The sequence below is a fragment of the Paraburkholderia bannensis genome (genome assembly GCF_014200455.1).
Taxonomy (GTDB): domain Bacteria; phylum Pseudomonadota; class Gammaproteobacteria; order Burkholderiales; family Burkholderiaceae; genus Paraburkholderia; species Paraburkholderia bannensis_A.
The window spans coordinates 1-17,618 of record NZ_JACHBW010000021.1; the positions used below are offsets into that span (position 1 = coordinate 1).

The 17,618-nt window shown below is 63.9% G+C and carries 18 protein-coding genes and 1 pseudogene; 10 read left to right on the forward strand and 9 right to left on the reverse strand.

Translation table 11 applies throughout. From position 1 onward, the window contains the following. Window positions 1-385 precede the first annotated feature (385 nt). From F4827_RS28390 to F4827_RS28405, 4 genes are all read right to left on the reverse strand, one after another. Window positions 386-910, reverse strand: coding sequence for a hypothetical protein (locus tag F4827_RS28390; RefSeq protein ID WP_183730167.1), 525 nt, complete (start codon window positions 908-910; stop codon window positions 386-388). A gap of 85 nt (window positions 911-995) precedes the next feature. Beyond that, window positions 996-1,523, reverse strand: a complete 528-nt coding sequence (locus F4827_RS28395; protein ID WP_183730170.1) for a hypothetical protein — start codon at window positions 1,521-1,523, stop codon at window positions 996-998. Window positions 1,524-1,553: 30 nt separating this feature from the next. Then, entirely contained in the window at window positions 1,554-2,174 is a 621-nt protein-coding gene (locus F4827_RS28400; protein ID WP_183730173.1) for a hypothetical protein, read from the reverse strand. 42 nt (window positions 2,175-2,216) lie between these two features. Further along, entirely contained in the window at window positions 2,217-2,885 is a 669-nt protein-coding gene (locus F4827_RS28405) for a hypothetical protein (RefSeq protein ID WP_183730175.1), read from the reverse strand. Window positions 2,886-3,293: 408 nt separating this feature from the next. Between F4827_RS28405 and F4827_RS28410 the strand changes: the two genes are divergently transcribed. The 6 genes and pseudogenes from F4827_RS28410 to F4827_RS28430 form a co-directional block, all read left to right on the forward strand. Next, the gene (locus tag F4827_RS28410) at window positions 3,294-3,848 is read left to right on the forward strand and encodes a hypothetical protein (protein WP_311674652.1); all 555 of its coding nucleotides are present in this window, start codon (window positions 3,294-3,296) and stop codon (window positions 3,846-3,848) included. Further along, entirely contained in the window at window positions 3,845-4,222 is a 378-nt protein-coding gene (locus F4827_RS35900; protein WP_311674654.1) for a hypothetical protein, read from the forward strand. The genes F4827_RS28410 and F4827_RS35900 overlap by 4 nt, the downstream gene beginning before the upstream one ends. 674 nt (window positions 4,223-4,896) lie before the next feature. Continuing rightward, window positions 4,897-5,217 (forward strand): helix-turn-helix transcriptional regulator, encoded by a 321-nt coding sequence (locus tag F4827_RS28415; protein WP_183730178.1) that lies wholly within the window; start codon window positions 4,897-4,899, stop codon window positions 5,215-5,217. A gap of 79 nt (window positions 5,218-5,296) precedes the next feature. Beyond that, a complete protein-coding gene (locus tag F4827_RS28420; protein WP_183730181.1) occupies window positions 5,297-6,361 on the forward strand; it encodes an alkene reductase in 1,065 nt (354 codons plus the stop codon). Between the two features lie 263 nt (window positions 6,362-6,624). Continuing rightward, a complete protein-coding gene (locus tag F4827_RS28425) occupies window positions 6,625-6,822 on the forward strand; it encodes a DUF3562 domain-containing protein (protein WP_183730184.1) in 198 nt (65 codons plus the stop codon). A gap of 253 nt (window positions 6,823-7,075) precedes the next feature. After that, a pseudogene (locus F4827_RS28430) lies at window positions 7,076-7,309 on the forward strand (DUF2866 domain-containing protein); the annotation flags it as partial. Between the two features lie 175 nt (window positions 7,310-7,484). Here F4827_RS28430 and dapA read toward each other — a convergent pair. The 4 genes from dapA to F4827_RS28450 form a co-directional block, all read right to left on the reverse strand. Continuing rightward, on the reverse strand, window positions 7,485-8,339 hold the full coding sequence (gene dapA / locus F4827_RS28435; RefSeq protein ID WP_183730190.1) for a 4-hydroxy-tetrahydrodipicolinate synthase: 855 nt from the start codon (window positions 8,337-8,339) through the stop codon (window positions 7,485-7,487). A gap of 342 nt (window positions 8,340-8,681) precedes the next feature. Continuing rightward, on the reverse strand, window positions 8,682-9,110 hold the full coding sequence (locus F4827_RS28440; RefSeq protein WP_183730193.1) for a polymer-forming cytoskeletal protein: 429 nt from the start codon (window positions 9,108-9,110) through the stop codon (window positions 8,682-8,684). An 86-nt stretch (window positions 9,111-9,196) separates the two neighbouring features. After that, window positions 9,197-9,559, reverse strand: a complete 363-nt coding sequence (locus tag F4827_RS28445; RefSeq protein ID WP_183730196.1) for a hypothetical protein — start codon at window positions 9,557-9,559, stop codon at window positions 9,197-9,199. After that, the gene (locus tag F4827_RS28450; RefSeq protein WP_260175464.1) at window positions 9,552-10,571 is read right to left on the reverse strand and encodes a M23 family metallopeptidase; all 1,020 of its coding nucleotides are present in this window, start codon (window positions 10,569-10,571) and stop codon (window positions 9,552-9,554) included. The genes F4827_RS28445 and F4827_RS28450 overlap by 8 nt, the downstream gene beginning before the upstream one ends. Before the next feature lie 294 nt (window positions 10,572-10,865). Here F4827_RS28450 and F4827_RS28455 point away from each other — a divergent pair, with 294 nt between their 5' ends. After that, entirely contained in the window at window positions 10,866-12,158 is a 1,293-nt protein-coding gene (locus F4827_RS28455; protein WP_183730198.1) for an aspartate carbamoyltransferase, read from the forward strand. 80 nt (window positions 12,159-12,238) lie between these two features. On the opposite strand, the gene F4827_RS28460 is transcribed toward F4827_RS28455, so the two are convergent. Then, window positions 12,239-12,904, reverse strand: a complete 666-nt coding sequence (locus F4827_RS28460; RefSeq protein WP_183730202.1) for a glutathione S-transferase family protein — start codon at window positions 12,902-12,904, stop codon at window positions 12,239-12,241. Window positions 12,905-13,374: 470 nt separating this feature from the next. On the opposite strand from F4827_RS28460, the gene F4827_RS28465 reads away from it, so the two are divergent. From F4827_RS28465 to F4827_RS28475, 3 genes are read left to right on the forward strand one after another with little or no spacing between them, the layout of a single operon-like run. Then, window positions 13,375-14,109, forward strand: coding sequence for a (2Fe-2S)-binding protein (locus tag F4827_RS28465; protein ID WP_183730205.1), 735 nt, complete (start codon window positions 13,375-13,377; stop codon window positions 14,107-14,109). A gap of 16 nt (window positions 14,110-14,125) precedes the next feature. Beyond that, a complete protein-coding gene (locus F4827_RS28470; RefSeq protein WP_183730209.1) occupies window positions 14,126-15,151 on the forward strand; it encodes a xanthine dehydrogenase family protein subunit M in 1,026 nt (341 codons plus the stop codon). Continuing rightward, window positions 15,148-17,379, forward strand: coding sequence for a xanthine dehydrogenase family protein molybdopterin-binding subunit (locus tag F4827_RS28475; protein WP_183730212.1), 2,232 nt, complete (start codon window positions 15,148-15,150; stop codon window positions 17,377-17,379). Before F4827_RS28470 ends, F4827_RS28475 begins: the two co-directional genes overlap by 4 nt. Window positions 17,380-17,618 lie beyond the last annotated feature (239 nt).

A 17,618-nucleotide genomic window follows, 5' to 3' on the forward strand; every position in this document is an offset into this window, starting at 1 on the left:
CATCGCCGCTTAAAAGCAGGGAAAAGATGCCGCCGGAGCGACCCGCCGTTTCTCGCGGCAGGCTTCGCTGCCGGTAAGGCTGAACAGCGAAGGGGGCGAATCTTAGCGCTACCCCGGCCAAGTCGCAAGGGATAGACGCAATCAGGTCGCACTCCCGGCCACCTCAAACGCCAGCCACCGCGCAATCCAACTTTTTTATCTGATAGGAAACAATTAAGTCCGTCGAGAACCACAAACCGGACGATAACGGCGCCATCTGGCGACGTTCAAGTCTGTCGGGCCTTACTGGACGAGGGCTTCCGCTGTCGTTTCTCCACATCACGGCGCCACCGAATCTTTGTAGACCACTTTGTGAGCCGCCACATGTAGTTCCCGTACCGCTGGCTTACCTGGCCAGCGTAGAGGGGGTATCGGTTGCAGCTGTCGAATCAGGCTGAACCTTGGGCGTCGAGGTGGGAGCAGTCGTCTCGGCATCGTGAGCAATAGACGGCGTTACTGGCTTGCCGAACGAGACCGTGATGTCGTCGGGGTACGCGAAAAGGCCCCCGTTAGCCCGGTCGATTCCCAACGTAATTGGCGTCAGAAGACCCAGCCAGGCTACGTCTCCGACGACTGCACCTGCGCGGGTTGAGGACTGCACTGAAGTAAGCGCCGGCTCTTCACCACCCTTCGTGCAATGAACGCTAAGGTCGTCCTTGCCGCGATGCACCTTGACCTTGCCCGGCGTCACCACTTTGTAGGTTCCCTCCGAATTGGCCAGGACACAGTCCGCGCCGGTGACGTCCACGGAATCTTTTTGAGTCTTCACCGACACGTTCTGCGTGGTACCGCCAGTGACAGTCGCACAGCCCGTAGTCAATGTGACAAGTCCAATCGACGCGACCAGCGCAGCGCATTGCACGTATTTCATGGGATTGGCCTGCTCTGTGTTTGCGTTGTTTTGATTTGCCCGTCCTATCGGTCATAAGAATTCGGGCGGCAAATGGGATATCCAGCTAGTTGGTTTGTGCAGGCGCTGGGTTGGTCAAGACCGTCGACTGAGTCGTAACCAGCGGTGTTGACGCGGCAAGAGGCACAGATGCACCGGCAACCGGTTGCTGCGCCTCAGGCTTTCCGAAAGAAACAGTGATGTCGTCTGGATAAGCCCACCACGCACCGGTAGCACGGTCGATGCCGCCAGTGACGAGCGTGCCGACGAAACCGGTCATGAGGAGGTTACCGGCAAGCGCACCCTTGCGAGTTGATGACTGAACCGTAGTCGTCGCGTCCACATCTCCGGGCTTGTTGCACTTGATGTTCAGGTCATCTTTCTCGCGGCGCACCTTAACGTTGCCGGGCGTTGTTACCTCATACCTGCCGCCGGAATTGGTCAGTACGCAGTTTGCTCCCGCGACGTCAGTAGCAGCTTTTTGCGTTTTTACTGACACATTTTGCGTTGTTCCACCCGTGATGGTTGCGCATCCGGTAGCCATCGAAACAAGCCCAACTGAAGAAAGTAGCGCGGCGATTCGTATATATTTCATGATTTTTACCGCCTCTTATTTCTGATACCGTCACATCCAATTGGCGTGACCGGTCATATCGAAGCCCGCGCATGAGCCGTCGACGTTGTCAAACGCAGACCTCGTCGACGGGTTGATACACGCGGTGAATGGCACTCGACGGCCATCGTCATAGGTGCGCACACAATTCGCGTTGACGCACCGGGTCACCCATCGCTGCGGGGTAGGAGGAGTCAGGCGCCCATCGCTAAACACCTCGGCGGTATTGATGGGGCATCCCGTGCCATCGCGCTCGCATCTTTGATATGCCGTCTCGATAGCCTCCTGCCGATCTGGCGAGAAGCCGGCTGCAATGCCGCCCGCGTCTGCGTGATAAATCGCCCACCACCCTTTCCGTTTGTCCGAGGCAAACACCTTGCATCCACCGGCCGACGCTCCGTCTCGTGAAGCACCTTCGCGGCAGGAAGTCATGGCGCAGCTCTTTGCGACCGCCACGGATTTCTTGTCCGTGCACCAGTAGTACGCAATTCCTTCCGCAGTTTCAGACGTCGCAATTGCGCTCGCTGCGTGAGCCACGGCATGCGTCAGAAGCAAACCGACTGCAAGTGCAATTCGAATGAAATATTTCACTTCGGCGGCAATGATTCGCAATGAAAGCGTGACCGATTGCATTACGGTTGAACCCAATCGGTCCGGATTTTCTGTGACGGGGCGTCAGTGCGTGCCGAGCTTGTCCACCCACGGCAACTGGTCGCCGGCGATTTTGGGCTGACCTTCGATTTGCATGACCTGCGCGTGCGAAGCCGACGCAATGTTGCGAACCGTATCCACAATCGTTTTGTTCACCCACTGGTCGGGCGTGCCAACCAGGCTACCTGCGAGACCTTGCTCGAGACCCGACAGGCCGCCGGAATTTTTCTGGAATACACCGTAGACATCCAGCTGGTAGCCGCCCTTGTAGGCGTACAGGCAGCTGTAGAGATTGAGATTGTTGTATCCGGGAATAGCGCGCGTCGCCTTCGACGTCCAGACGGCACCGTCGCATTTCGCTATGCGCATTGTGGTACTGCCGGCCTGCGACTGTGCGGCTTGCAGAAATGCGCCCATGCCGGTTCCGGCGAGCGCCGACGCCGCGTCGACGAGCTGGAATCTTCCCGGCTTTGCCGGGATATCCGTGGACATCATGAGCGGCCGGTTCTGCTGAATCCTGTTTGTGTTCTGGGCGAGCCCATCGGCAGCGGCCGTGGCTACCGTATCGATATCAGCCGACGTCTTGATGTCAAAGACATGGTACAGCTCGGTGGTCTCGCTACGGTCCGCAAGATACTGGTTGACACCGCCGCATGCGGTCAGTGCGAGCACGGGCGCAATGCCGGCAATCACAAGTCTCGTTCGCTTCAATTCTTACCCCGTTTGGTGAAAAGCTCTCAGATTATTTTGGTCCGCCCATGCACCATGAAATCAGGGCGGCATGATGGATATCGGCATGCTATTTGTCAGACTTTAGGCCAACAGAGTCGCGGAAAGGAGGCGTGGGCCGAAACGCACCGTCTATCAAGCCGAGACTCAGTCCAGGGTATCTGGTTTTCCGCACGAGCAGAGTGACAGCACTGAGAATCAGGGGCGATGCGCGGTGCCGCGCTCTTGATGCTTCATCGTTAGCAGTTCGGTCACCAGAACGCCCACCTCGAATCTGAAGCAAAGTCGCGCCGGGCCGGGCATGGTGTGGCTATTCAGGTCATTACGCACACGTTCTGAACCGGGTGCTCGCTTGCCCATCGCCGTATCATCGTGCCTGTGCGCCGCCCGTCGCGGCATTTCCCGTCTTTCACCAGTCACGCGACGTCCAAGTCTGCAAAGCTTTCCGAAGTTCTCACGCTTGCCGAAGTCCAGTCGCTGGCCGACACGAAAACGTTTGTGCGCGGCAAGCCCTATTTCCACGATGGCGCCGTCTCCCGTCTGGACGAGCGCGACGAATCGGTTCGTGCGACCGTGCACGGCACGCACAGGTACCGAGTCGAACTCGCCGTTGACAATGGCGAACTCGTATACGACGGCAACTACCCCGTGGGCGACGACGGCGTCATCTTCAAGCACGCTGTTGCCGTTGCGCTCTCCTGGCTCGAAAACTACGGTGAAGAGGTGTTTCACGCCGATGAGCCAGCGCCGGGGAAGCCGCGCAAGAAGCGGAAAACCTACGAGGAAGTCATTCGGGGATATCTGGCGACGTTAGGCAGGGACGCGCTTCAGGAATTGTTGATGGACGCCGTCGAACAGGACGTTGCTCTGCGCGACAAGCTGCTGCTCGCCGCGCGCGCGGCGGGGCCTCCGACCTGCGCGGCATGAAGGCCGCCGTCAAACAGGCGACGCGCATTTCACGCCCGCTGGACTGGTGCGAGTCTGGTGCGTACGGCGACGGGCCGATGTCGCTGGCCGACATGCTGCGGCAAAGACTTTCCGGACCTCACGCCGCGCAGGTGGTCGAGCTATGCGAGCTGGCGATTGCCGGTGCGGAAAAGAGTCTCGAACAGATTGACGACCCCGATGGCGAGGTGATGCCGGCGATTCTGCGGCGCAGCGAATTCGACAAGGCCGATGCGTCCGCGCGGCGTCGTTTCGAGATGCATCCGACGGCTGCCTGCCGACAAGTTCCTAAATACGTCCCGTCTCAGTCGTCCCTGCCATGGCGACCGGGTCGAACGTCACTATCGGCGAACTGACGCGCCCCGAGCGGTCAAACATATCCACGCCAACAAAATGCCGGCTTCCGTCCTCGGTCTCGAAAACGCGCCATCGAGACAATGGAATCCTCCGCAATTCGGAAACAGCACGGGGTCTCCAGACGGGCATCGCAATCTCCTGTGAGCGCTAAAAACCTATCTATCCTCTCGACCTGACGGGACTACGTGCAAGCTCAACGATGTCCCGACCTGCGCATACCTTGACCGCAGCATGGTCGCGCAACGTCCTGCAACCCACTCTCCGCTTATACAGCAAGCGAAGCTGCGGAAGCCTTGTCTAAAGAACCGCATGGCATAGCGGCAGCGTACTTCGCAGATACTATTGAGACAGTGCCTTGAGCTGGCTAATGCCGCCTTCGCAGCCAACCTCCTGCACCTCTCTCAGCAGCACAGTCGCAGGAATCCAATGCAGCCCGTCAGGTATCTGCCGAGAGAATAAAAACTATTTATATATAATTCCCATAGCCATAAACTAATGCGTCCGTTGTTCTCGGGTTAAGGCTATCTACGGTCACGGTCCAAGCCCCGACAAACCTTATCGTCGTCCGACAGACTTAATCGTTTCCTATCAGTATCAACCCTATTGCAATCAGTGCCATCGCCCATATCGTAGATTTGCGATATACAATTCGCACAGTAACGATGTAAACCCCATGAACATCCCACAACCTCCAGCCATCGACCTCGACGCAATCTACAAAGCGCTCGCCAATCCCGTGCGCCGCGAGATCCTCGCTTGCCTGCGTGAGCCGCAACTCCATTTCGCCGATCAAGCCCTCCCGCTCGACCACGGCGTCTGTGCGGGACGGCTCGACGCACACTGCGGGCTATCTCAATCGACGGTCTCCGCGCATCTGGCCGCATTGCAGAAAGCCGGGCTCGTCACGTCGAAGCGGGTTGGCCAATGGGTGTTCTTCAAGCGCAACGAGCCGGTCATCGAGGCGTTTCTCGCCCATATGCACCAGCAGTTGTGACGGCACGCATCGTCGGAAACTCCGGTTCATTCCCTTTACGCTTCAAGGCTGCGGGCCGCGCCCGCTACAAGGTACTCACATGCCAACGCTTTTCGACCCCATTCAGATCGGCGCTCTCACGCTCCCTAACCGCGTCATCATGGCGCCGCTCACCCGTCAGCGCGCCGGCGAGGCACGCCAGCCCAACGCACTGATGGCGAAGTACTACGCCGAACGCGCGGGCGCCGGCCTCATTGTCAGCGAAGCAACGTCGGTGACGCCGCAAGGCGTCGGCTACGCAGAAACGCCGGGCATCTGGTCGCAAGAGCAGGTCGAAGGCTGGAAGCTCGTCACCGAAGCCGTGCACGCCGCCGGCGGGCGCATCTTCCTGCAGTTGTGGCACGTGGGCCGCATTTCGGACCCGATCTTCCTCGATGGCGAACTACCTGTCGCCCCCAGCGCGATTGCCGCAGCAGGCTTCGTGAGCCTCGTGCGCCCGCAGCGCGCATTTGTGACCCCGCGCGCGCTCGAATCCGATGAAATCGCCGGGATCGTCGCCGCTTACCGCCAGGGCGCGCTCAACGCGAAGGCTGCGGGCTTCGACGGCGTTGAAGTTCACGGCGCGAACGGCTACCTGCTCGATCAATTCCTGCAGGACAGCACCAACAAGCGCACCGATGCCTACGGCGGCCCGATCGAAAACCGCGCACGCCTGCTGCTCGAAGTGACCGACGCCTGTATCGACGTGTGGGGCGCGGATCGCGTCGGCGTTCATATCGCGCCGCGCGGCGATGCTCACACGATGGGCGATTCGAACCCGGCCGCAACCTTCGGCTACGTCGCGCGCGAACTCGGCAAGCGCAAGATCGCCTTCCTCTTCGCTCGCGAATCGCTTGGCGACAATCGCCTCGGACCGCAATTGAAGGCCGAGTTCGGCGGCCCGTACATCGCGAACGAGAAGTTCACGCTGGAATCGGCGCAAAAAGTACTGGCAGATGGCGAAGCCGATGCCGTCGCCTGGGGTCAACTCTTCATTGCGAATCCGGATCTGGTGCGCCGTTTCGAACTGAACGCGCCGCTCAACGAGCCGAATCCGTCGACCTACTACGCGCGCGGCGAAACGGGCTACACCGATTACCCCGCGCTCGAAGAAGACCTCGCGTAACGCGTCGAGCGCGGCGTCCAACGCGTAACCCGCGAACTACCCACTATCCAGGTAGCGCGGTATCGCCCTGAAACAGAGCCCCGGCCAAGGCAATCGCCTTCGCCAGGGCTCTTTCATGCGAAGCGGCGTATTCGACAGAACTAAGCACAAGCCCCATTTCGTTCAGCGTGTTCCCGATAGGACGTTTCAATTGGCATCGCAAGCTGAGGTGTCCTTGAATTCGAATCCTGTCTGCCCGCCCACCCGCTGACCGGAGGACCGTCATGCCGCAAGTCGACGCCGCGCAAATCGTTCACAGCATTGCCGAAGAGACTCACACGCCTGAGGAAACGGTAGCCCGCATCTACGCCGACGCACTCGATCAATACCGCGCCGACGCGCGCATTCACGACTATCTCCCGCTATTCGCGGCACGCAAGGTACGCGCGACGCTGCGGCAAAACGGCACAGACACGCACTGAAATCGCGCCGGATTCCCAGGGAATCCGCACCGCCCGGCCCGTCTCTTCCGATCCACCTGGTTGCAGCGTCCCGCACGGATTTGCAGTCCGCGCGGGCGTCTGCGCGCGCGAAAGTCCTTGCTGACAGGGCTTAAGCGCCCTGGCGCTTTTAAGGCTGGTTTAATTCTTCGCTGCAACCATACGCTCACCCCTGTTGAGCCGCCGGAACATCGGCGGCGTTTTTTTAAGCGGTTAGTCGAGGAGGAGCGAAGCCATGATGGAAGACAACGACGTGCTGGTGCACCTGCAGTCCCTGCTGCGCGACGGCTCGACGACTCGCGTGGCGTCGTGCCGCGTCTCGACGCCGTTGCAGCATCCCTGGGGCCGCGCCTACCGGCTGGTCGAATGGACCACCCCGCTTGACGACGGCGCGCGCCGCCAGGTCGTGCCGGCAGAAAGTTCGGCGTTCGAAATTGCGAGGCTCGTCGCGGAGCATGTGCCCGGTCGCCGGATTCTGCTCAATGGCGAACCCGTCGACGCAGAACGCCCGCGCACGCGACGTCGCGCACGCAGCAGCGCAAGCGCACGCGCCATTCGCTAGCCGCGCGCGGCCACAGCCGATCGATCGTCGACGATCGAAGCGCGGCGCGTCCCGTCATCCGGGCGCGCCGCGCTTGACCATTTCAGGCCAGCAGTTTATCCAGCGTTTCTTCCAGCTCATCGCTCACGCGCATCATCGGCGCGCGCAGTTCATTGCGCAGCAAACCATGTCGCGCGAGCGCGGCCTTGACCGGTCCCGGATTCGGTTCGGCGAACATGGCGCGCACCAGCGGCACCAGCGTGTGCCAGAGCGCGCGCGCTTCGTCCAGACGCCCTTCGCGCAATGCACGCTCCATCGCCACGAAACGCTCCGGCAGCACGTGCGCCGATGCCGCGATCGCCCCGCTCGCGCCCGCACACATCATCCCGAACATATCGAGATCCTCGCCGCACAGCACCTGCAAGCGGCCATCGAGAATCAACGCCAGCGTCTTGTCGAGCGAACCGCCGCAATCCTTCACCGCGACGATGCGCTCGTGTCCAGCGAGTTCGAGCAGCGTCGGCAACGCCAGCGCCACGCCGGTACGCGCGGGAATGTCGTAAAGGATCACGGGCTTGCGGCTCGCATCGGCGAGCGCCGTGAAGTGGCCGATCACGCCGGTCTGCGACGGCCGGATGTAATACGGCGCGGCCGCCAGCACGCCCGCAACAGGCGTGTCGTTGAGCGCGGCAATGCGCTCGCAGACCGATTGCGTGTGATTGCCGCTCACACCCGCGACCACCGGCAACGCGCCCGCAGCGCCAAGCACGGTGGCGAACACCGCATCCTGCTCGCGAACATCCAGCGCGGCGGGTTCGCCGGTCGTACCGAGCGCAACGAAACCCGCCACGCCCGCCCGCACGTAGCGGCGCACCAACACGTCGAGCGCATCGTGATCGACAGCGCCACCGCTGAACGGCGTGACGAGCGGAATCCAGATACCTGAAAACGAAGACATGACTATCCCTTGAACGCGACCGCAATAAAAGGTCCGTCGAGCGGTGCGCGGGAGTCAGCGAGCCAGGGAGAAGAGAGAGGCGGGGTGCCGGCAGGCCGTTCCATCGCAACATCCGACGGAACAGCAAGCTCCGGTCAGATGAGCGACTGTTTTTTGGCTTTGGCTTTCACGCCGACCGAGGCTGCCAGCACGCGCGCACTCGTCGCGCGCGATGCATACGCGGCGGCGAAGGGCGAGGCGAGGAGGCTCGGTTGACGTGACATGCCCGCAAGTGTAACTGCAAACCACGCGATTCACGAAATTGCGAGATAACGCGCCGCGTGCCGCATCCCACTACGTTGCTCAATCCACCGCATGCACATCGACGATCGACGTGTCGAGCAGCAGGCTCGGCGCATCGGCAGGATCGCGGCGCGTGAGCTTGCCGTCCACGGTCGCCCCACACTCCATCTGCAACTGCTGATAGTAGATATTGCCGACCACATGCGCGTTCGCCTGCAACTCGACGAAATGATCGGCGATCACGTCGCCGACGATACGCCCGTTCACCACGATGTCGTAGCCGTGCACGTTGCCCTGCACCGTGCTGCGCTCACTGAGCACGAAGAGCGTCTGCGCGCCCGGTTTGCTGCTGACGTTGCCGGTGATCTGGCCATCGAGACGCATACCATCGGCGAATTCGACGTTACCCGTGACGCGAACATCTTCGGAGATCAGCGTCGCGAGTTTGGTTTGCTGGATGCCCGGCTGGGGCTTCTTCTTGTTGAACATGGAGGTGACCGTTGTGCGATGAGCGTTGCGTTGATTGTCGAAATCCGGATCGATGCTCTTTGAGGAGCGACTGCTTTAATGCGCGCCTAGTGCGTGCCTTCGCGGCTGCCGTGGCTGCGCAGGAACATCACCTCGGTTTGCAGCGAGGCAGCCTGGGCCTGCGCTGCCGAAGCCGACTTCTGCAGGGCGTCGCGCGCCGCCCGTTCCTGTTCCAGCGCGAGTTCGGCGTTGGTCAGGCGAATTTGCAGGGCGTCCGGCGCGAGCACGGGGCAGCGCTGCGCGTCATTGACGTGGTGAATCCACGCCACCGTTCCCGCGCCCGCACCGGCAGCCAGCAGCGTCCAGACGAACGCGATGCTCCAGCGCGAGGCGCGCGAGCGCACCGGCTGCAATTCGAAAGCGCGCTGTGCATCCCTGCGCGCGCGGACCGTGCGGCGTGCGTCAGCCATTGTGGTAGGCCCCAAACAGCGCGAGATAACCGGCGGGGTTGACCTGGGTGCCGCTCACGATCACCTCGAAATGCAGGTGCGGCCCGGTTGAACGGCCAGTCGAGCCGACGTCGGCGATATGGTCGCCCGGCAGCACGATCTGCCCCACCTGCACGTCGATCTTCGAGGCGTGTCCGTAGCGCGTCGCAAAACCGTTGCCATGGTCGATATCGACACAATTGCCGTAGCCGGCCTTCGGTCCCGCAAAGACCACGCGCCCGCCTGCCGCCGCGAGAATCGGCGTGCCGGTGGGCGCGACGATGTCGAGCCCCGGATGAAAGCTCAAGCGCTGGGTGAAGGGGTCGATGCGGTTGCCGAACGGCGACCCAAGGCGGCCCGTCCCGGTCGGACGGCGGCCCGGAAACGCCTGCCAAGCGGCCTCGTGCTGCGCCACCGCCTGTTCGAGCGTGGCAAGCGTCGCCGCCATGCAATCGACCGCGCCGCTGACCGCGCGCGCATTCGTGCGCGACGCCGAAGCCTCCACGCAACGGCGCGGCGCGAGCGCCGGACCACCCTCGCCCGCCCTTGCCCCTGCGCCCGCCGCAGCGTCGTGGCCGTGATCCGCTTCGTCGGGACCCTCTTCGTCGTCATCGCCCGAACGCGCGCCCGGCGCGGCGGGGGCCACCACCGCGCCGCCCCGTTGCGGCTGTGTGCGCAGCCGCTGGTCGAACTCGCGCAATTCGGCGATCTGCGCGGAAAGGCGGGCGATGCGCGGATCGAGCAAGGAAATCGACGCGTTCATCCGGCCGATCTCGCCCACGACGTAATGATGCGTGGCCACGCCCTCCGGGCCGGGGCCGGTGGGCACATCCACGACGCTGCTGTAGCGGCCAATCGCGACGCCGCCCGCGAGCGCGGCGACGCCTACCGCGCAGGCGGTGCAGATGGCCGTGCGACGCGCGGCGCGATGCGTGACGAAACGGGTATCGCCGCTCGAAAGTTCATCGACCGAACTGGTCCAGGGCATCTTCATGACCGGTCCCGGTGGCGGCGCTTTGCGCGCGCGAGCGAGGCGCACGAGAACAGGGTGCAAAACAGTGCGTACATCAGGCTGCAACGGCCGCCAGGGCGGCCCGTCGAAAATCAAAACGGCGATTATCGCGGCGTCTGAAAAATCGCCATCCCGATAAAACGTCTAGCCTGAACAGGCGAATCGACGCGGCTGAGCCGCGGTCCTGCCGCGAGGACACGCAAAACCGCTTGACTTCTCGCGCCACCGAACTAATATACGCACCGCGTATATCAACCAGCTATCACGGGTGCCAGCATGAGCGTTCCGCAACAAGCCTTCCTTCGTGACGCCATGCGGCGTCTGAACATGACCCGCGACGCCTTCGCGAGCCGTATCGGCGTATCGCGCCGCGCGCTCGACACCTGGCTGCTGCCGGAGGAATCGCAGGAATCGCGCGCCATGCCCGAGATCGTCGAACGTTTCGTCTCGGAGATCGTCGGCAATGTCGAACCGCGCGAAGGCTATACGCAAAGCGTAGATTCGCACTCGCTGATTAGCCAGATCCAGTTCGAGGGCCGTCCGCAACTGCTTTCGACCAATCAGTTCTCGCGCGATTCGGTGGAAGCCCTGTTCCGCGTGGCCGACATCATGCAGCCCATCGCGCGCCGCCGGAAAATCTCGCGCGTGCTCGAAGGCGCGGTGCTCGGCAACCTTTTCTTCGAAGCCAGCACGCGTACCCGCGTGAGCTTTGGCGCTGCGTTCTGCCGTCTGGGCGGCTCGGTGTGCGACACCACCGGCTTCACGTTCTCGTCGATGGCCAAGGGCGAATCGATCTACGACACGAGCCGCGTGATGGCCGGCTACGTGGATGCGATGGTGATTCGGCATCCTGAACAAGGTTCGGTGGCCGAGTTCGCGCGCGCCGTGAACATCCCCGTCATCAACGGCGGCGACGGCCCCGGCGAGCACCCGAGCCAGGCGCTGCTGGACCTCTACACGATCCAGCGCGAGTTCTCGCGTCTGGGCAAGATCGTCGACGGCGCACATATCGCGATGGTGGGCGACCTCAAGTACGGCCGCACGGTGCACTCGCTCGTGAAGCTGCTCGCGCTCTATCGCGGCATCAAGTTCACGCTCATCTCGCCGCCGATGCTGGAAATGCCGACCTATATCGTCGATCTGATCTCGACCAACGGTCACGTCGTCGAACAAACCACGGATCTGCGTCAGGGCCTGCGTGGCGCCGACGTGGTGTACGCCACGCGCATCCAGAAAGAACGCTTCACCGACGAATCGTTCGAAGGCTACACGCCCGACTTCCAGATCAATCAGGCGCTGCTCGACGAATGCTGCAGCCCGGAAACGCTCGTGATGCACCCGCTGCCGCGCGACAGCCGCCCGGGTGCGAACGATCTGTCGACGGACCTGAATCACGATCCGCGCCTGGCGATCTTCCGCCAGACCGATAACGGCATTCCGGTGCGCATGGCGATCTTCGCGGTGCTGCTGGGTGTGGAAAACCTCGTCCAGCATTCGATGCGCGACGCGGCATGGCGCCCGCCCGCATACCTCGGCCCGGACGACGCCGTATTCCACGGCATCGACTGATACGCCATTCGCATCAAACAAAAATGCCGGTACTTTCCCGGCATTTTATTCAGGCAGATTGATTCGCCATCCTTATCGTCTCAAAACAGCGTGAATTCGCCGCCGCGCTTGAGCGCACGCTGATACGCGGGCCGCGCGTGAATACGATCGACAAACGCGCGAATCGATGGATGCGATTGCGCGCCCGCACGCTTCGCGCCGGCTTCGACGGGAAAGCTCATCTGCACATCGGCAGCCGTGAACTCGCTACCCGCAAACCAGCCGGTTGCCTCAAGCTCGCTGGCGATATAACCAAAATGCAGCTTGAGCTGCGGATCGACGAATTCGCTTTCGAGCGATCCGGCGATCTTGCGCGTAATCGGCTTCACGAAGAACGGCACTTTCGCATTGGCGATCCGACTGGCAACCAGCTTGAGCAGCAGCGGCGGCATCGCCGAGCCTTCGGCGTAGTGCATCCAGTAGCGGTAGCGCAGATACTCGGCCGTATCGCGCGGCGGCACGAAGCGGCCCTTGCCGTAGCGCTCGACCAGATATTCGAGGATCGCGCCTGATTCGGCGAGTGTGAAATCGCCGTCCGTCACGACCGGCGACTTGCCGAGCGGATGCACGGAGCGCAGCGCGGGCGGCGCGAGCATCGTCTCCTTGTTGCGTCTGTACTCCACGATCTCGTAGTCGACGCCCAGCTCTTCGAGCATCCAGAGGATGCGCTGCGAGCGCGAGTTGTCGAGGTGGTGAACCGTCAGCATGGGGTCTCCTCCCGGTAGCCTGGACTGCGAGCATTGTAGGGTGCACCGATCGTCTGTCACACGTCGAAACCGGGCATCCGAGGCGGGCCTCTATTTCGCCCGGCCCAATCATTCGCGCATCATGCCAGCGCCACAATCTGTCCGCCGCGCCAGCTCGCGGACCGCCTCGCGTCAGGCGTCAGACAGCCCTGCGCCAGAAGGCGCGCTGTTACGAAAGTTTCGCCCGCAACGCCCTCCAGACGCTTTACTTTCGCGCACGGCGCGCGCAACGTGCAGATCTGTCGCGAGGTGATCGCAGCCAATCTCGCGGCATCGAAATTGCTCCAGCCGTTGTTGCTCCACCCGTTGTTGCTCCACCCGTTGTTTTCCCCGATACGCTGCAAACGAGTTCCGCACGCTGCGCGACGACGGCTCACGCGGCATCGCGTCATAGGCGTGCGCATGCGAAATCATCGCCATCCCATCCCCAGATGGAGCCTGCGAACGCCATGTCCCTTACTCCGCACGATGCGCGTCGCGACGCGCAAACCGAAGCCACCGGCGAACCCACTGCCCCCAGCGAACCCTCCCGCCGACGCTTTCTTCAATCGGCGGCAGCGGCTGCAGCACTCGGCGCCGCGCCCCATCTGCGCGCGCAGAACGCCCCCGAACCTGCGACCGCCGCCGATACGCCCACGCCACCGCCCGTGCCTGCGCAGCCCGTACGCCTGAACATCAACGGCCGCGAATACGCCCTGCATATCGAACCACGCGTGACGCTGCTCGACGCGTTGCGCGACTACGCAGGCCTCACCGGCACGAAGAAGGGCTGCGATCGCGGCCAGTGCGGCGCGTGCACGGTGCTGGTGGAAGGCCGGCGCATCAACGCCTGCCTCACGCTGGCCGTGATGCACGAAGGCCAGCGCATCACCACCGTCGAAGGACTCGCCAGCGCGAGCGCACCCAGCACGATGCAGCGCGCCTTCATCGAACGCGACGCCTTGCAGTGCGGCTTCTGCACACCGGGCCAGTTGTGTTCGGCCACGGCATGCCTCACCGAATTCGCAGCGGGCGCGGCGAGCGCCGCCACCGCCGACGTGCGTGCCCGCCCGCCCGAGTTGAGCGATGCGGAAATCCGCGAGCGCATGAGCGGCAATATCTGCCGCTGCGGCGCCTACGCGAACATCGTGGCCGCCGTGCGCGACGCGCACTCGGCCAGCGCCTGAGCGCGGAGGCCACGTCATGGACGCACTCGCCTACCAGCGCGCCGCCGATATCGATGCCGCGCTCTCAGCCGCCCAGCAGCCCGGCGCAGCCTTTATCGGCGGCGGCACGAATCTGCTCGACCTCATGAAAGGCGGCATCGCGCATCCGCTCAGACTGATCGATATCACGCGCATCGCCGCGCTCGACGGGATCGAGGCGCTGCCCGACGGCGGCCTGCGCATCGGCGCGCTCGTGCGCAACAGCGACGCCGCCAATCACACGCTCGTGCGTACGCGCTATCCCTTGCTATCGCAGGCTTTGCTCGCGGGAGCCTCCCCGCAACTACGCAATATGGCGACCGTGGGCGGCAACCTGATGCAACGCACACGCTGCGGCTACTTCTACGACACCGCCTTCGCGCAATGCAACAAGCGCGCGCCCGGCAGCGGCTGCGCCGCGCGCGACGGCTTCAACCGGATGCACGCGATCCTTGGCGCGAGCGCGCAATGCGTGGCGGTGAATCCATCCGATATGAGCGTGGCGCTTGCGGCACTCGACGCCACGGTGCAGGTGCGCGGGCCGAATGGCGCGCGTGCGATACCCATCGCGCAGTTTCACCGGCTGCCGGGCGATCGGCCCGAACTCGATACCACGCTCGCGCACGGCGAACTCATCACCTCGGTCGATCTGCCGCCGCCCGCCTTTGCCGAGCACGCGCACTACCTCAAACTGCGCGATCGCCAGAGCTACGCGTTCGCACTGGTGTCGGTAGCGGCGGCGCTGCAACTGGACGGGCGACGCGTGCGCGCCGCGCGCATCGCGCTGGGCGGCGTCGCGCACAAGCCGTGGCGTGCGAGTCTTGCGGAACAACAGCTGATCGGACAGACACTCGATGCGGCCACGCTGCGCGCCGCAGCCGCCACCGAGCTGGCTCACGCGCAGCCGCTTGGCGACAACGCGTTCAAGGTCGAACTCGCGCAGCGCGCGATCGTGCGAGCGGCGCTGCAAGCCGCAGGCGGCGCCGAAAACTTCGCCGATAACGCCTTCGGAGGTCTCGCATGAGCCAACTGATCGGACAACCCGTCGACCGTATCGACGGCATGCTCAAGGTAACCGGCAACGCGCGCTACGCAGCGGATTTCCCCGAAGCGCGTCTCGCGCATGCGGTTCTCGTCACGAGCACGGTGTCGAGCGGCACGATCGCATCGATCGACACGCGCCGCGCGCAGGCGCTGCCCGGCGTGCTGCTGGTGATAACGTGGCAGAACGCCATGCGTCTGCCCAACGGCGGCCGCACGCCGCTTGCGCCGCCCGCTGGACGACACATCACGCTGCTGCAGGACAACGTCGTGCGCTACAGCAACGAACCGGTCGCGGTCGTTGTGGCCGATACCCTCGAACACGCCAGCGACGCCGCGCAGCACGTCAGCGTGACCTACGCCGCCACGCCGTCCACGCTCGATTTCGCGCAGGCGAAAATGCAGGCGCATAAGCCGCCGGAGCAGCCGGGCAGACCTGTCGATTCCCAGCGCGGCAACGTCGAAGCGGGCCTGCGCGAAGGCGCGGTGCGCATCGACGCGGTCTACACCACGCCGATTCAATTCCACAATCCGATGGAGCCGCACGCCAGCATGGCGCGCTGGGACGGCCCCGAGCTCACGCTCTACGACTCGACCCAAGGCGTATCGGGCGCGCGCACCGCCGTGGCGGCCGTGTTCGGCATCCCCGCCGACAACGTCCGCGTGATCTCGCCGTTCATCGGCGGCGGGTTCGGCTGCAAAGGCTCGTCGTGGTCGCATGTGAGCCTGTGCGCGATGGCCGCGAAACAGACGGGCCGGCCGGTGCGCCTCGCGCTGGCGCGCCCGCAGATGTTCGGTCCGGTCGGCTCGCGCCCACGCACGGAACAGCACTTCTCGCTGGCCGCGCGCCGCGACGGCACGCTCACGGCGATCCGCCACGACACCTTCTCGCACACCTCCACCTTCGAGGACTGGACCGAAATGTCCGGCCTCGTCACGCGCATGATGTACGCCACGCCGAATCTGAGCACGAGCCACCGCGTCGTGCCGCTCAACGTCGGCACGCCCACTTTCACGCGCGCGCCCGGCGAAACCACCGGATCGTTCGCGCTCGAATCGGCGCTGGACGAGCTCGCGTGGCGGCTGGGCATGGACCCGATCGCGCTGCGTATGAAGAACGACGCCGAAGTCGAGCCGCAGGAAGGCAAGCCGTGGTCTTCGAAGGCGCTGCGCGAGTGCTACGCGGCGGGCGCGGAACGCTTCGGCTGGTCGCGCCGGGTGAATGCGCCGCGCGCGATGCGCCAGGGCAACACGCTGATCGGCCTCGGCATGGCGGGCGCGACCTACCCCGCCAACCGCAGCGAAGCCGCCGCGCTCGCGCGCATCCTGCCCGACGGCACGGCGATGGTCGCCTCGGGCACCCAGGACATCGGCACCGGCACCTATACGGTGATGACCCAGGTGGCCGCCGATGCGCTCGGCTTTGCGCCCGAGCGCATCCACTTCGCGCTGGGCGATTCGAGCTTGCCGCGCGCGCCGGTCTCGGGCGGCTCGCAGTCGGCCGCGAGCGTCTCGCCCGCCGTGCAGGCCGCGGCGAGCGCGGCGCGCGACAAGCTGGTCGCGCTGGCCGTGGCCGATCCGGCCTCGCCGGTCCACGGCGCAGCGAGCGCCGATGTCGCGGTCGTCGACGGCTGGGTCGTGCTGCGCGCGGATGCGACCCGGCGCGACCCTGCCGCCGCCATCATCGCCCGCGCGGGCGGCCAGCCCATCGAGGCGCAGGCCACCGCGAAACCCGGCGCGGAAAAGCAGCAGTTCGCCTTTCACTCGTTCGGCGCGGTGTTCGCCGAAGTGCACGTCGACGCCGATCTGGGCACGCTGCGCGTGGCGCGCATCGTCGGTGCCTACGACGTGGGGCAGGTGCTCAACGCCAAGACCGCGCGCAGCCAGTTGCTGGGCGGCATGGTCTGGGGCGTGAGCACGGCGCTGCACGAGCACGGCCAGCTGGATACGCGCACTGGGCGCTTCGCCAACGGCAATTTCGCCGATTACCACGTGCCCGTGAATGCCGATATCGGCGATCTGGACGTGCTGTTCGTCGGGCCGCCCGATCTGCGCTTCAACGCGCTGGGCGTGCGCGGCATCGGCGAAATCGGCATTACGGGCGTGCCGGCGGCGATTGCCAATGCCGTCTATCACGCGACCGGCGTGCGCGTGCGCGACCTGCCCATCACGCTCGACAAGGTGATGCTGCCAGCGCACACGATGACGTAGCCGCTTCGGTGCCTTGGTGATTTAGTGCTTTAGTGATTTAGTGCTTTAGTGCTTTAGTGCTTTAGTGCTTTAGTGCTTTAGTGCTTTAGTGCTTTAGTGCTTTAGTGCTTTAGTGCTTTAGTGCGAGGAAAGCGCGTGAAGAGAACGCGTGAGGCAGCGCCACGCACCGCGCGCTTGCCTCACGCGCGGTTGCGCCGCACAATCTGCGTTCACCCCTCTCGCGCGGCGCACCCGCGGTA

Bases quoted from the DNA above. Each gene is read 5' to 3' on its own strand.
- F4827_RS28390 (WP_183730167.1), bottom strand. From the start codon at position 910: ATGAAATACGTGCAATGCGCTGCGCTGGTCGCGTCGATTGGACTTGTC.
- F4827_RS28395 (WP_183730170.1), bottom strand. From the start codon at position 1,523: ATGAAATATATACGAATCGCCGCGCTACTTTCTTCAGTTGGGCTTGTT.
- F4827_RS28400 (WP_183730173.1), bottom strand. From the start codon at position 2,174: ATGCAATCGGTCACGCTTTCATTGCGAATCATTGCCGCCGAAGTGAAA.
- F4827_RS35900 (WP_311674654.1), top strand. From the start codon at position 3,845: ATGAAGGCCGCCGTCAAACAGGCGACGCGCATTTCACGCCCGCTGGAC.
- F4827_RS28415 (WP_183730178.1), top strand. From the start codon at position 4,897: ATGAACATCCCACAACCTCCAGCCATCGACCTCGACGCAATCTACAAA.
- F4827_RS28420 (WP_183730181.1), top strand. From the start codon at position 5,297: ATGCCAACGCTTTTCGACCCCATTCAGATCGGCGCTCTCACGCTCCCT.
- F4827_RS28425 (WP_183730184.1), top strand. From the start codon at position 6,625: ATGCCGCAAGTCGACGCCGCGCAAATCGTTCACAGCATTGCCGAAGAG.
- dapA (WP_183730190.1), bottom strand. From the start codon at position 8,339: ATGTCTTCGTTTTCAGGTATCTGGATTCCGCTCGTCACGCCGTTCAGC.
- F4827_RS28440 (WP_183730193.1), bottom strand. From the start codon at position 9,110: ATGTTCAACAAGAAGAAGCCCCAGCCGGGCATCCAGCAAACCAAACTC.
- F4827_RS28445 (WP_183730196.1), bottom strand. From the start codon at position 9,559: ATGGCTGACGCACGCCGCACGGTCCGCGCGCGCAGGGATGCACAGCGC.
- F4827_RS28450 (WP_260175464.1), bottom strand. From the start codon at position 10,571: ATGAAGATGCCCTGGACCAGTTCGGTCGATGAACTTTCGAGCGGCGAT.
- F4827_RS28455 (WP_183730198.1), top strand. From the start codon at position 10,866: ATGAGCGTTCCGCAACAAGCCTTCCTTCGTGACGCCATGCGGCGTCTG.
- F4827_RS28460 (WP_183730202.1), bottom strand. From the start codon at position 12,904: ATGCTGACGGTTCACCACCTCGACAACTCGCGCTCGCAGCGCATCCTC.
- F4827_RS28465 (WP_183730205.1), top strand. From the start codon at position 13,375: ATGGAGCCTGCGAACGCCATGTCCCTTACTCCGCACGATGCGCGTCGC.
- F4827_RS28470 (WP_183730209.1), top strand. From the start codon at position 14,126: ATGGACGCACTCGCCTACCAGCGCGCCGCCGATATCGATGCCGCGCTC.
- F4827_RS28475 (WP_183730212.1), top strand. From the start codon at position 15,148: ATGAGCCAACTGATCGGACAACCCGTCGACCGTATCGACGGCATGCTC.